Annotated in this window: 13 protein-coding genes; 9 read left to right on the forward strand and 4 right to left on the reverse strand. The window is 40.6% G+C overall.

The features are described from left to right. Positions 1–137: 137 nt before the first annotated feature. The 3 genes from rpmI to AC1M9N_RS12620 all read left to right on the forward strand — a co-directional run bounded on the left by rpmI (position 138) and on the right by AC1M9N_RS12620 (position 1,326). Complete coding sequence (gene rpmI, locus AC1M9N_RS12610) at positions 138–332, forward strand: 50S ribosomal protein L35 (RefSeq protein WP_004278281.1); 195 nt, start codon at positions 138–140, stop codon at positions 330–332. Between the two features lie 11 nt (positions 333–343). Beyond that, on the forward strand, positions 344–703 hold the full coding sequence (gene rplT, locus AC1M9N_RS12615; RefSeq protein WP_004867327.1) for a 50S ribosomal protein L20: 360 nt from the start codon (positions 344–346) through the stop codon (positions 701–703). An 83-nt stretch (positions 704–786) separates the two neighbouring features. Continuing rightward, positions 787–1,326, forward strand: a complete 540-nt coding sequence (locus tag AC1M9N_RS12620) for a P-loop NTPase family protein (protein ID WP_481954851.1) — start codon at positions 787–789, stop codon at positions 1,324–1,326. Here AC1M9N_RS12620 and AC1M9N_RS12625 read toward each other — a convergent pair. Beyond that, positions 1,311–2,336: a hypothetical protein gene (locus AC1M9N_RS12625; RefSeq protein WP_035265371.1), complete on the reverse strand. Its 1,026-nt coding sequence runs from the start codon at positions 2,334–2,336 to the stop codon at positions 1,311–1,313. The genes AC1M9N_RS12620 and AC1M9N_RS12625 overlap by 16 nt on opposite strands. Positions 2,337–2,505: 169 nt before the next feature. Between AC1M9N_RS12625 and pheS the strand changes: the two genes are divergently transcribed. The 3 genes from pheS to AC1M9N_RS12640 all read left to right on the forward strand — a co-directional run bounded on the left by pheS (position 2,506) and on the right by AC1M9N_RS12640 (position 6,281). After that, entirely contained in the window at positions 2,506–3,486 is a 981-nt protein-coding gene (pheS, locus tag AC1M9N_RS12630) for a phenylalanine--tRNA ligase subunit alpha (protein WP_035265373.1), read from the forward strand. 120 nt (positions 3,487–3,606) lie between these two features. Then, positions 3,607–5,988, forward strand: a complete 2,382-nt coding sequence (gene pheT, locus AC1M9N_RS12635; RefSeq protein WP_481610015.1) for a phenylalanine--tRNA ligase subunit beta — start codon at positions 3,607–3,609, stop codon at positions 5,986–5,988. After that, positions 5,985–6,281 carry an integration host factor subunit alpha gene (locus AC1M9N_RS12640; protein WP_035265376.1) on the forward strand — a complete coding sequence of 99 codons (297 nt, stop codon included), beginning with the start codon at positions 5,985–5,987 and terminating at the stop codon, positions 6,279–6,281. The genes pheT and AC1M9N_RS12640 overlap by 4 nt, the downstream gene beginning before the upstream one ends. Positions 6,282–6,422: 141 nt before the next feature. Here the strand turns inward: AC1M9N_RS12640 and AC1M9N_RS12645 are convergent, their stop codons facing one another. The 3 genes from AC1M9N_RS12645 to trxA all read right to left on the reverse strand — a co-directional run bounded on the left by AC1M9N_RS12645 (position 6,423) and on the right by trxA (position 9,023). After that, the gene (locus AC1M9N_RS12645) at positions 6,423–6,707 is read right to left on the reverse strand and encodes a hypothetical protein (RefSeq protein WP_035268570.1); all 285 of its coding nucleotides are present in this window, start codon (positions 6,705–6,707) and stop codon (positions 6,423–6,425) included. A gap of 401 nt (positions 6,708–7,108) precedes the next feature. After that, the gene (rho, locus tag AC1M9N_RS12650) at positions 7,109–8,377 is read right to left on the reverse strand and encodes a transcription termination factor Rho (RefSeq protein WP_035268567.1); all 1,269 of its coding nucleotides are present in this window, start codon (positions 8,375–8,377) and stop codon (positions 7,109–7,111) included. Between the two features lie 319 nt (positions 8,378–8,696). Then, entirely contained in the window at positions 8,697–9,023 is a 327-nt protein-coding gene (trxA, locus tag AC1M9N_RS12655; protein ID WP_035268564.1) for a thioredoxin, read from the reverse strand. 269 nt (positions 9,024–9,292) lie between these two features. On the opposite strand from trxA, the gene ppx reads away from it, so the two are divergent. The 3 genes from ppx (at position 9,293) to tilS (ending at position 12,994) form a co-directional block, all read left to right on the forward strand. Next, positions 9,293–10,813 carry an exopolyphosphatase gene (ppx, locus tag AC1M9N_RS12660; protein ID WP_035268561.1) on the forward strand — a complete coding sequence of 507 codons (1,521 nt, stop codon included), beginning with the start codon at positions 9,293–9,295 and terminating at the stop codon, positions 10,811–10,813. A 67-nt stretch (positions 10,814–10,880) separates the two neighbouring features. After that, positions 10,881–11,705, forward strand: a complete 825-nt coding sequence (locus tag AC1M9N_RS12665) for an acetyl-CoA carboxylase carboxyltransferase subunit alpha (RefSeq protein WP_035268558.1) — start codon at positions 10,881–10,883, stop codon at positions 11,703–11,705. Beyond that, a complete protein-coding gene (gene tilS, locus AC1M9N_RS12670; RefSeq protein WP_481591520.1) occupies positions 11,642–12,994 on the forward strand; it encodes a tRNA lysidine(34) synthetase TilS in 1,353 nt (450 codons plus the stop codon). The genes AC1M9N_RS12665 and tilS overlap by 64 nt, the downstream gene beginning before the upstream one ends. The last annotated feature ends 17 nt before the right edge of the window (positions 12,995–13,011 follow it).

Here is a 13,011-nt window from a genome sequence, read left to right on the forward strand (position 1 = left end):
TCAAGATTAATTTGTCTGAATCAAGATTAACGGTGCTTTTGTTTTGCGCAAAGATGCTATAGAATACTCGCTCCCTTACCTGCAGGTCGTATTGTAATGGTGCAAACGAGCCGAACAGGTGTTCAAAAGAGGTTGTTATGCCTAAGATGAAAACTCGCCGTGGTGCAGCAAAACGCTTCAAAGCGACTGCTAACGGTTTTAAGCGTAAACAAGCGTTCAAACGCCACATTTTGACCAAAAAATCTGCTAAGCGTATTCGTCAATTGCGCGGCTGTGTAATGGTTCACGTAAGTGACGTTGCTTCAGTTCGTCGTATGTGCCCGTACATCTAAGGAGATTATAAATGGCTCGTGTAAAACGTGGTGTACAGGCTCATCGCCGTCACAAAAAAATTCTTGCTCGCGCTAAAGGTTACTATGGTGCTCGTTCACGTGTTTACCGCGTAGCGTTCCAAGCGGTAATCAAAGCAGGTCAATATGCTTACCGTGACCGTCGTCAAAAGAAACGTCAATTCCGTGCTTTATGGATTGCGCGTATCAATGCTGGTGCACGTCAAAATGGTTTGTCGTACAGCCGTATGATCGATGGCTTGAAAAAAGCTCAAGTGATCATCGACCGTCGCGTACTTGCTGACATCGCTATGCATGATGCAGTTGCATTTGCTGCTTTAGCTGAAAAAGCTAAAGGCGCATTAGCTGCTTAATCATCGTAGATGAGAAAAAGACCGCTTTTTAGCGGTCTTTTTTATTTTCATTGTTTACGACCAAATAAAGCCAAGAGATTGGTATGAATAAAATTATGGTCGTCGGTACAGCAGCATCTGGGAAAACAACCTTTGCACGTAAGTTGGCTGTTCAACTGCAAGTCGATCATATTGAACTTGATAATCTCTTTTGGTTGGATAACTGGACTGAGTCATCTTCAATAGAATTTCAAGAAAAATTTATAAATCGTGTTAGGTCTATGAATAAGGGCTTCGTGATTGATGGTAATTATTCTCTGATTCAAAATTTAATCTTAAGTGAGATCGACACTGTGATGTGGTTGGATTTTTCACTACGCGTAAATCTTTATCGTGTGATTAAGAGGTCGCTATACCGTGTGATTAGCCAAAAGAAAATATGGAAAAATTCTAACAATAGAGAACATTGGGCGAAATTGTTAAGTAAAGACTCAATAATATTGTGGGTAGTCCAAACACATGGGAAAAATAGACTTAAATATTTGCAGATGATGAATGCCACTCAATATCATCATATAAAGTGGCTACATTTTCATAAAACTGAAGAATTAGATGAATTTTTAAAACATCACAGTCCAAAATAGTAAGCGCAGAAACAGATTATTGCAGTGACTAAAATGAGGGCAAACACATTTGATTTACCTGTTTTAGGTGTGGGTTGGTGAGAACTGGAATCATTGTTGAAAAAGCGTTTTCCATGTTGAGTATGTGTTAAGGCTTCATCCAAAGGGGAGTGAATTTCGGGGCTTTTTAAATGAGCAGTTTTATAGTGATTTGCTACTTTAGTAATGAATTTTGCACTCAGGTCATCTAACTTTTGTTGAAATACCTTCAGTTGTTTTTCTTCCTCAAGAGATTCTTGATGATCTTGCTCCAAAAGCTTTCGTTTTTGAATCTTTAAATGTTGTTCTAGATGCATGAAACGCACTAAGGTTTCATTGGCATAAGGTGCTGCATAATCTTGTGGCAGTAATGGTAAGGCAGCTCCAGCGTTGGAGGGTGATTGATCGTCAGTACCATAAAAGATTGCGCCACGTTTAACGGATTCCACCCCTTGTGCTAATGCGCGATCGAACAGCTCATTCTCTGTGTAGTCGTGAATATCATTCCAATTAGGTGCTTGAAGATCTGCCTCAACACGTTTGATATGTTGGGTGGATAGATCAAAACGCCAAAATGTTTCAATTCGTGCAGGGAGTGTTTGGTTGTTTGGTATGTCGAAGTCTTGTTCAGAACTATACCATTCGGCAAGTTCTTTACCACAGATCCATGCTGTTTTTACATTGCGGTGATGACTGACAATGAAATGGGGATATGGTAAAAGCTCAACATTTGGATTGGGATTTTTTTCATCGATTAATAAACTTGAGTTATGTAGGCTTAAGCGTGTGACACCCTGACGTTTTAAGCTTTCTAACCAAACTTGGAAATGTTGTGCCAATAAGTGTTGCGTATTTAAATCTCGAAAAAGGAAATGGTGCTGATTAAAAATCGCATGATTTTTCCAGTGTTGAAAACTTAAATCCTGACTTAAAAACTCATTGCCGTAAGTCACGAGTGTGAGCTGTTGTTTCCAAATTTGATCTAATGCCATGACATATCTTCTCAATGATCATTGCGCATATCTTAAACTTTTTATAAATGTAATTTCCAATTTAATTCCACATCCAATTTTAACACTTGCTGATCTTCATACGGAGCTATAAAAGCTGTTAGAATGCGCAGTTATATTATTTTTTATATTTGTTGCTTTGAGAGTTACTATGTCACTGGAAGCCCTGACCACTGAAGCGCTCGCTGCCATTGCAGCAGCTCAAGACCTTGCAACACTCGATCAGGTTCGAGTGCAATTTACGGGTAAGAAAAGCCAGCTTGCTGAACAATCGAAAGCACTGGGTAAAATGGATCCGGAAGAGCGTAAGGTTTTTGGTGCGCAGATTCATTCAGTTCGAGAAGCGATTAATGGCGCATTAACTGAGCGTCAAACTGCATTACAAAAAGCTGCACTAGAACAAAAATTAGCAAGTGAACAGATCGACATCACGTTGCCTGGTCGTGGTCAACAGGTGGGCAGTATCCACCCAGTGACCCAAGTACAAGAGCGTATTTGTCAATTCTTCACGAAAGCAGGTTTTTCTGTTGCGACTGGTCCAGAGGTTGAAGATGACTATCACAACTTTGAGGCATTAAATATTCCTGGTCATCACCCTGCGCGTGCAATGCACGATACCTTTTACTTCGATGTAAACCATTTGCTTCGTACGCATACCTCTGGTGTACAGATTCGAACGATGGAAACACAGCAACCACCAATTCGTATTGTATGTCCAGGTCGTGTGTATCGCTGTGACTCAGACCAAACACATTCTCCGATGTTCCACCAGATTGAAGGTTTGTACGTTGCAGAAAATACGAGCTTTGCTGAGTTAAAAGGATTATTGGTTAATTTGCTGAATGAGTTCTTTGAAAAAGACTTGAAAGTACGTTTCCGCCCATCTTACTTCCCATTCACAGAACCAAGTGCTGAAGTCGACATCATGGATGAGCGAGGAAAATGGTTAGAAGTATTAGGTTGTGGCATGGTACATCCAAATGTTCTTCGTTCAGCGGGTATTGATCCAGACAAGTACAAAGGCTTTGCATTTGGTTTAGGTGTTGAACGTTTTGCAATGCTTCGTTATGGCATAAACGACTTGCGTATGTTCTACCAAAATGATGTGCGTTTCTTACGCCAGTTTGCTTAAAACTTTTTATTAAATCCTCTCCTAACTTGAGGAACTCCACAGAATCATTTGGGGTTCTCTCCCTTAGCAAAGGGGGTTAGAGGGAGGATTCTAGAGATTTGAATTACAGGTTTTATATCAATGAAAATTAGCGAAAATTGGCTACGCACATGGGTTAACCCAGCCATCGATAGCGATACTTTATCTGACCAACTGACCATGCTTGGCCTTGAGGTAGATGATTTATCTCCTGCTGCAAAACCATTTACAGGTGTGGTTGTAGGTGAAGTACTTACGGTAGAACAGCACCCAGATGCAGATCGTTTACGTGTAACGACTGTCAACATTGGTGTGGGTGAACCATTACAAATCGTCTGTGGTGCACCTAATGTACGTGCAGGAATGAAAGCACCCGTAGCAACCATCGGTGCAGTATTGCCAGGTGATTTTAAAATCAAAAAAGGTAAGCTTCGTGGTGTTGAATCACAGGGTATGCTGTGCGGTGCATCTGAAATTGATTTAGAAGATAAAATCGACGGTCTACTCGAGCTTCCCGCGGACGCGCCAGTCGGTGTAAACGTACGTGAATATCTAGACCTTGATGACAACGTGATTGATATTAGTATCACACCAAACCGTGGTGACTGTTTCAGTATTCGTGGGATTGCACGTGAAATTGGTGTGATTAACCAACTTCCCGTGACTGCGCCTGAAATTAAAGAAGTGGCTGCAACGATTGCTGATGAAAAGAAGGTCGTTGTATCTACTGAAGGTTGCCCACGTTACTTAGGTCGTGTGATCAAAAACGTCAACACCAAAGCGCCAACTCCTGAATGGATGGAGCGTGCACTGGCTCGTTCTGGTATCCGTCAGCACAGTATCTTGGTTGATATTACCAACTATGTATTAATGGAGTTGGGTCAACCGCTTCACGCATTTGATGGTGGTAAAGTTCAAGGTGCGGTACACGTTCGTCAAGCAACTGCAGGTGAAAAACTTGTTCTCTTGAATGAGCAAGAAGTTGAAATGCAAGACAACGTGATGGTGATTGCAGATGACGAAAAAGCATTAGCAATTGCGGGCATCATGGGTGGCTTGTCTTCATCGGTGACAGACGCAACGACTGAAATCTTCCTTGAATCAGCATTCTTTGCACCGCTTCATATCGCAGGTCGTGCGCGTAGCTTCGGTTTACATACAGATGCGTCTCAGCGCTATGAGCGTGGAGTAGATTTCGAACTTCCAATGATCGCAATGCACCGTGCATCTCAGTTGATTTCTGAGCTTGCAGGTGGTGAATTTGGTCCAATTACGGTAGCAGAAAATCCAGCAGTATTACCAACACGAGAAGCAATCGAGCTTGAGCAGGCGCAAGTTGATCAACTTCTTGGTTATAAAGTTGACTCTGACTTTATTACTGATGCGTTAACACGTCTAGGTTGTCAGGTAGCAATTAAAGCACAAGGTCAATGGTCTGTCGTACCGCCATCACATCGTTATGATATGGCAATCTACCAAGACTTAATTGAAGAGGTTGCGCGTATTCATGGTTATGACAACATTCAAATCAGCTTGCCTGTGATTGATGTGAAACTTGCAAAATACCAAGATCAATTTGAAGTTGCACAATTACGTCAAACTTTGGTTGCTCTTGGTTATCAAGAGGCAATCAGCTTTAGTTTTGCTGATCTAAAACTTGAAAAACAGTTAAATCCAAGTGTAAATCCTTTGGCATTGGCAAATCCAATTTCAAGTGATTTGGCGGTAATGCGTTCGACTTTACTTTCAAGCTTAATTCCTTGTGTCCAATACAACGTTAATCGTCAACAAAGTCGCGTACGCTTCTTTGAGCTTGGCTTACGTTTTGATTATCAAGAAGCCACCAGTATTCATGATCTTAAGCAAATACCTACACTTGCGATTGTGGCAACAGGTGCGAAGAATCAGGAATCTTGGCATGCTAAACCTCAGCCAATGGATTTCTTCGATTTTAAAGGTGAAATTGAGGCTGTATTGGCGGCTGGGCGAGTTCAAGTAGAATATGTGCGTTCAGAGCGTTCATGGTTACATCCAGGTCAATCTGCTGAAATTTTAGTGGACGGACAATCAATTGGTTATATTGGTCGTTTACATCCATCGCTTGAAGATGAGCTTGATCTCGCAACGACATGGGTAGCAGAACTCGATCAATCGTCTGTTTTGCAAACTTATGTATCTAATTTTACAGAATTATCACGATTTCCTTCAGTGAGACGTGATATTGCAGTTTTAATTAGTGATAAGATTAATGTTAGTGAAATTCAGCAACTTATCGAAAAAACTGGAGGAGAGTTACTTGATTCTTCTTGGTTATTCGATGTGTATACGGGTCAAGGTGTAGAAGAGGGTAAACGTTCATTGGCGTTTGCACTTTTATGGCAGCATCCGAGTCGCACGCTTGAGGATGCTGAAATTAAATCTGGTATGGATAATATTTTACAAGTGTTAGAAAACACTTACCAAGCGACATTGAGGGCCTCATGACAGCATTAACAAAAGCAGAAATGGCTGATCATTTGAGTGAGCTGACGAGTTTAAATCGTCGTGAAGCTAAACAAATGGTTGAGTTGTTTTTTGATGAAATTAGCCAGGCATTAATTGCAGGTGAACATGTCAAATTATCGGGTTTTGGTAATTTCGAACTGCGTGACAAGCGTCAGCGTCCAGGGCGTAATCCAAAAACAGGTGAGGAGATTCCTATTTCTGCTCGCCGTGTAGTGACCTTCCGTGCTGGTCAAAAGTTTAGACAGCGTGTAGGGACAGAGCAAGTCGATTAATCGCTTGATCAAATAACATAAAAAAACCTGAGCTCAGCTCAGGTTTTTTTATGCTCTTAACTTTATGCGTATTCATAAAATTCAGCGCATAAAAAAAGAGAACCAAAGGTTCTCTTTTTTTCGAATAATCTAAACTTTAGATTATTGAGCAGCAGAAGCAGCAGCAGTAGCGTCAGCAGCAGCGTCAGTAGCTTCAGCAGCAGCATCAGTAGCTTCAGCAGCAGCAGCGTCAGCTTGAGCAGCAACTTCAGAAGAAGCTTCAACAGCAGCAGCGTCAGCAGCTACAACAGCTTCAGAAGCAGCTTCTACAGCTTCAGATGCAGCAGCGTTTGCGTCAGCAGCAGCTTCTTCAGTTTTTTTAGCACAACCAACGAAAGCTAAAGTAGTAGCAACGGCAGCAGCAATAGCAATTTTTTTGAATAACATGGCATCACTCTCATTAAAATAAATTGAGACAAAAAACCCGGTTAGTCTGTTGTGTGCTTTTATTATTCCTAACGTTAGTAAGGTTAATAACGCATGGAGCAGCCTAACTGGTATGCCGACATGCTATCACTGAGTATTTTGAATTACTACTAGGCGAAATGAAAAAATGCTTAAAAAATGAGAAATTTGCCCCTATTTTTAACAGAAAATTACAATCATTTTTGCATTTTGAATTGGAGAAATACTAAGTAAATACTTAAAAAATAAAGGGAATTAAAATACAAGATGATAAAAATCACATACTTGCAAGAAAAGTTACATTCAAAAGTCGGTATTGTGTATTTATGTAAATGGTGTCAACCCAAATAAAAGGCCATCAATAAATGATGGCCTTTTGCGTATTAGTTGGCAGCTTTGCGTTTCATTTGATCGAAGAAATCATCATTGGTCTTGGTTTCCTTCATGCGATCAAGTAAGAATTCCATCGCAGCAAGTTCGTCCATAGGATGGAGAAGCTTACGTAAAATCCAAACCTTACGTAGTTTATCTTCATCCATGAGACGTTCTTCACGACGTGTACCAGATTTCTTGATATTCATCGCAGGGAATACGCGCTTCTCTGCAATACGGCGATCAAGCGTAATTTCTTGGTTACCTGTACCTTTGAATTCTTCGTAGATGACTTCATCCATTTTACTGCCAGTTTCAATTAAAGCAGTAGAAATGATCGTAAGTGAACCACCTTCTTCGATATTACGTGCAGCACCGAAGAAACGTTTTGGACGTTCTAAAGCGTGGGCATCAACACCACCAGTTAAAACTTTACCTGATGATGGAATAACAGTGTTATATGCACGTGCTAAACGTGTAATTGAGTCAAGCAAAATAACAACGTCTTTTTTGTGTTCTACCAGACGTTTCGCTTTTTCAATCACCATTTCAGCGACTTGAACGTGACGTGCAGGTGATTCGTCAAATGTTGAAGCAACAACTTCACCACGAACGGTACGTTCCATTTCTGTTACTTCTTCTGGGCGCTCATCAATGAGAAGAACGATTAGGAAGCATTCAGGATTATTACGAACAATAGATTGAGCAATGTTTTGGATCAACATTGTCTTACCAGCTTTAGGTGGTGCAACAATAATTGAACGTTGACCTTTACCAATTGGAGCAACTAAATCGACAACACGCGCAGTTAAATCTTCAGTCGAACCATTTCCTAACTCCATCACTAATTGTTCAGTTGGGAATAAAGGCGTTAAGTTTTCGAAAAGAATCTTATTGCGAGAGTTTTCTGGCGTGTCGTAGTTAATTTGATTCACTTTTAAAAGTGCAAAATAACGTTCGCCTTCTTTTGGTGGACGAATCGTACCTGTAATCGTATCCCCAGTGCGCAAATTGAAGCGGCGAATTTGAGAAGGGCTGACATAAATGTCATCTGGACCCGCAAGGTAAGACCCTGCTGCAGAACGTAAAAAACCGAAACCATCAGACAGAATTTCAAGAACACCATCGCCGAAAATTTCTTCACCATTCATAGCATGGCGTTTCAAAATGGCAAAAATAATGTCTTGCTTACGGTTACGTGCCATTCCTTCAAGGCCCATGAACTCAGCAATTTTGATGAGTTCGCCTATCGGTTTTTTCTTGAGTTCAGTTAAGTTCATAAATGGTCGATTGAATTAAAAGGAAGTGTGGAACACAGATAGAATAGAAGCAAAAGACATCCGCAGTGCAAGAAAAGAGCAGCAATTGATTTGCACAATAACAAACTCAGAATCTAGTAAGTTCTTTCGAGGAGAAATGTGTAAACAATTTCTTTAGCCGAGCGGCGATCTTATGTTTTGTGTATTGTAAGAAACGAGGAGAAATTGTCCAAGTGTTTCTTGATCATGCAATATAAGTGAGATATGGCTCTTTGTCAATTTTACCGTCAAAAAAAGCGCCAAAAATTTGACGCTTTCAAGGCAATTAAAATTGAAAGAATTAGATATTTTCTTCAATAAAAGCTGCAAGTTTAGATTTAGGAGCTGCACCAACTTGTTGAGCAACAACTTCACCATTTTTGAACATCAATAAAGCTGGGATATTACGAATATTGTAATTTACAGCAGTTTGTTCGCATGAAGTTACGTCAACTTTTACGATTTTAACCTTACCTTCGTATTCAGTTGCTAAAACTTCAAGTACAGGAGCAATAGCTTTACATGGCGCACACCAGCCTGCCCAAAAATCAACAAGAACTGGCGTGTCAGAATTTAAAACGTCAGCTTCAAAATTAGCATCAGTTGTATTAACAATATTAGCAGACATGGAATTTGCTCCGAATAATTTTTTGAAAACGGTCTATCTATGTATATAAGTATTACATAGACCACTTTAACAAAGTAGGGGATAGGGTTTATTTTCGGACTAAATTCTGTAAATGTCTAATTGATGCTCACGATTTCCATGATCGGTGTAACACAATTGTCATATATGATGATTTTTTAAATAGTCGTTAAATTGACTAAATAAATGGCTTTTAAATTACAGTTATGTGAATTAATCTAGGCACAATTCTGGTTGAACTTAGCGCAACAATGTCTGATTTTTTGATTGATGAAGAACTCCTTGCAGCCATTGATATGGGCTCAAACAGCTTCCACTTGGCGATTGCTCGAGTTGATCATGGTGAGGTAAAAAAAGTCGCATCGATGTCTGAAAAGGTCCAATTGGCCGCAGGTTTAGATGAAAATAAAAATTTGACAGAAGCTGCTCAACAACGTGGTTTAGCATGCTTAGCTCGATTTGTAGGGCGCCTAAGTTCAGTCCAATCCAATCGCTTAAGAATTGTCGCCACCAATGCGTTGCGCCAAGCTAAAAATGGGCATGAATTCATTCAAAAAGCAGCTGAAATTCTGCCTAAACCTATTGAAATTATTGCTGGTCGTGAAGAAGCACGTTTAATTTATTTAGGTGTATCACATACTATGGCGAACAGCGGTCGCCGTTTGGTGATTGATATTGGTGGTGGCTCGACTGAGTTAATCATTGGTGAAGAGTTTGAGCCGATTCATACTGAATCCGTGCAAATGGGATGCGTTGCATTTACGAAGGCCTATTTTGCAGACGGCGATATTAATCCAAAAGCTTTCGATCGTGCGGTGACTGCTGCACGCAAAGAAATCTCGGGTATCGCGACAACTTATCGTGCGGCAGGATGGGATACTGTTGTCGGTTCAAGTGGAACCATTAAAGCCTGTCGTCAAATTGCGGTAAATATGGGCTGGAGCGATGATCAGGAAAACTTGACTCGTGAAGGCTTGGAAAAACTTAAAGATAAATTACTCAAATATAAACATATTTCAGACATGGAATTTGAGGGTCTTAAGGAAGATCGTCGTGCAGTCCTACCTGCGGGTATTGCGATTTTATACGCTGTATTTGAAGTTCTTCAAGTTGATAAGCTGGTCTATTCAGATGGCGCCTTACGAGAAGGTGTAATGTATGATTTGCTCGGGCGCTTCCAGCATGAAGATATTCGAGATCGTAGCGTACAAGCCTTGATGGGGCGTTATGGTGCTGATCAAAAACAAGCAGAACGTGTTGTTGAAACGGCTCAACAATTATTTGATAGCGTGGCAGGAACGCTTGGTCTAAATAATGACGATAGTGATTTGCTACGTCGAGCAGCTTATCTTCATGAAATAGGTTTAGCCATTAGTCATAGTGGTTATCATCGTCATGGCGCATATTTGCTTCAGCATTCTGACATTGCTGGTTTTTCACAAATTGATCAAAATCATTTGTCACATTTGGTCGCTCATCATCGCCGTAAATTGCGTGCTGAAGCAAAAAATGATGTGACGAAAGTCGGTGGAATTAAACTTGTCTATCTATGTTTGCTCCTTCGTCTCGCAATTTTGCTGAATCACAGCCGAAGCGATGAGATGCTTCCTGCCATTGAATTAAAGATATTAGATGAGCAACAATGGCAACTGAAAGTTTCTGGTGATGCAAAACAATGGCCTTTGTTGGTTGCAGAGCTGCATGATGAGCAGGTGCAATTTAAACATTGGGATATCGTTTTGAATATTCAGTCGGAACAATTTATTGGCTAACAGAAGCTGATAAGCGAATTTTATTAGTTAACTACGTCATAGTTAATTTAGGGATATTCATCGACTTATGAAAAATAAAGCTGCTCAATCTAAAGCATGGAAAACGGTTCAAATTGCGCGTCATCCAGATCGCCCACAATTTTTAGATTATGTGAGCGAAATTTTTACAGAATTTGATGCACTTCATGGTGACCGTTTATATGGTGATGATGGTGCAATGGTTGGCGGTTTAGCACGTTTTAATGGTCAGGCTGTGATGGTGGTTGGTCAACATCGTGGTCGTAGTACACGTGAAAAGTTACAGCATAATTTTGGGATGAGTAATCCAGAAGGCTATCGCAAGTCTCAGCGTTTACTTGATATGGCTGAACGCTTTAATCTTCCAGTTTTCACATTTATTGACACCATGGGTGCATACCCTGGTGTAGGTGCTGAAGAGCGTGGACAAGCAGAAGCAATTGCTACGAGTCTAGCTCAACTCTCAAGTTTAAAAGTACCTGTCATCGCGACTGTTCTAGGCGAGGGTGGTTCTGGCGGCGCATTAGGCATTGGCGTTGCAGATCGTGTGATTATGCTCTCTCACAGTATTTACTCTGTGATTTCACCTGAAGGTTGTGCCTCAATTCTTTGGAAAACTGCTGAAAAAGCTGAGCAAGCGAGTGAAGCACTTGCACTCACTGCGGATAAACTGAAAGAACTTGGTATTGTTGAGTATGTTGTAGATGAAGGTGAGGGTGCTCATCTTCAGCCAGACGTAGTCATGGATAAATTAAAACATGTGTTACAAGCTGCACTTGATGAGCTTGTTCCAATGGATGCAAATGCAAGATGCGAAGCACGTTACCAACGTTTAATGAAGTTTGGCAGCGACAATTCAGGTCTAGCTTCTTAAAACAAATTGCCAAATTTGGTGATGAACACACGTTCTTAGTGGGATGCAGTGGCGGCATGGATTCCATGCTGTTGCTGTATATCATGTCTCAATTAATTCCCCAAAAAATCCGTGCGATTAATATTAACCACCAGTTGCAATCTGCAAATCAGGAATGGGCTGAATTCGTCCATCAATTTTGTATAGCAGCGCACATCCCTGTGGTTCTCGAGACAGTTCAAGTTGCTGAGGGGAATTTGGAACAGCAAGCTCGAGCAGCACGTTATCAAGCTTTTAAACATCATTTATCCGACACAGATATTTTAGTACTGGCACATCATCAGCAGGATCAAGCTGAGACCGTATTATTACGTTTGTTCTCTGGTGCTGGAATACAGGGGTTGTCCGCGATGAAATTATTAGATTCACGTGAAGACATCATTATTTGGCGACCACTATTGAATCTAAGTCGTGAGCAGATTTGCCAATGGGTAGAACAACTCAAATTGCCCTACGTGGATGACCCGACCAATTTTGATACGCATTATGATCGAGCTTGGTGCCGTCATGAGCTTTGGAATATTTTGCAAAGCCGATTCCCTAAAATGCAACAGGCGATTGTGAGAACTAGTGTGCTGATGCAAGATGCGGATGAAATTTTGCAAGAGGTTTTACAGCAAGATTTGGCGTTCTGTGGCGATGATGATCATCTAGATTTACGACAACTCAATCAATTAAGTTTAGCAAGAAGAAGACAACTTTTATCCAATTGGATGAAAGGTAAGGATCAATACCGTCCTGCATTTGAGATGGTAGAGCGGTTGACTGAAGAAGTTATTTTGGCGAAACCTGATGCACAAGCAGCATTGCATTGGAATGGACAATATTATGTTCGTTTCCAAAACATCTTATATCGAGTTGCTAAGGATGAATACTTAGCAGAATCGAATACAACTGATTCAGAAATAAAATTTGAAATCCAGCAAGTTGTAAATTTAGCTTCGGGTCAATTTAAGATCTGCCAACATCAGGAAGAGTATGGTCTGCGTACAGAACTTTTAAATCAGCCTTTGACATTGCATTATCGTCAAGGTGGGGAAAAAGTCCATTTGCATGGACGTGTGGGGAAATGGCCATTAAAAAAAGCAATTCAAGAGGCACAAATTTTTCCATGGAAGCGTCATACTATTCAAATTTTAAGCTTAGATAATGTTATGCTTGGTGTTTTCACGCCAAAAGGGTTTTGGCTGGCTGAATCAGAGTATTGTGAAGTCGGTGGTTGGCAGCCAAAGTTAGTTTCATCGCTATAAAATCAAGGTTGAGAGTC

Source organism: Acinetobacter sp. ANC_7655 (genome assembly GCF_056784015.1).

Excerpts from the sequence above, each read along its gene's own strand:
- rpmI (WP_004278281.1), top strand. The coding sequence starts at position 138 with ATGCCTAAGATGAAAACTCGCCGTGGTGCAGCAAAACGCTTCAAAGCG.
- rplT (WP_004867327.1), top strand. The coding sequence starts at position 344 with ATGGCTCGTGTAAAACGTGGTGTACAGGCTCATCGCCGTCACAAAAAA.
- AC1M9N_RS12620 (WP_481954851.1), top strand. The coding sequence starts at position 787 with ATGAATAAAATTATGGTCGTCGGTACAGCAGCATCTGGGAAAACAACC.
- AC1M9N_RS12625 (WP_035265371.1), bottom strand. The coding sequence starts at position 2,336 with ATGGCATTAGATCAAATTTGGAAACAACAGCTCACACTCGTGACTTAC.
- pheS (WP_035265373.1), top strand. The coding sequence starts at position 2,506 with ATGTCACTGGAAGCCCTGACCACTGAAGCGCTCGCTGCCATTGCAGCA.
- pheT (WP_481610015.1), top strand. The coding sequence starts at position 3,607 with ATGAAAATTAGCGAAAATTGGCTACGCACATGGGTTAACCCAGCCATC.
- AC1M9N_RS12640 (WP_035265376.1), top strand. The coding sequence starts at position 5,985 with ATGACAGCATTAACAAAAGCAGAAATGGCTGATCATTTGAGTGAGCTG.
- AC1M9N_RS12645 (WP_035268570.1), bottom strand. The coding sequence starts at position 6,707 with ATGTTATTCAAAAAAATTGCTATTGCTGCTGCCGTTGCTACTACTTTA.
- rho (WP_035268567.1), bottom strand. The coding sequence starts at position 8,377 with ATGAACTTAACTGAACTCAAGAAAAAACCGATAGGCGAACTCATCAAA.
- trxA (WP_035268564.1), bottom strand. The coding sequence starts at position 9,023 with ATGTCTGCTAATATTGTTAATACAACTGATGCTAATTTTGAAGCTGAC.
- ppx (WP_035268561.1), top strand. The coding sequence starts at position 9,293 with ATGTCTGATTTTTTGATTGATGAAGAACTCCTTGCAGCCATTGATATG.
- AC1M9N_RS12665 (WP_035268558.1), top strand. The coding sequence starts at position 10,881 with ATGAAAAATAAAGCTGCTCAATCTAAAGCATGGAAAACGGTTCAAATT.
- tilS (WP_481591520.1), top strand. The coding sequence starts at position 11,642 with ATGCGAAGCACGTTACCAACGTTTAATGAAGTTTGGCAGCGACAATTC.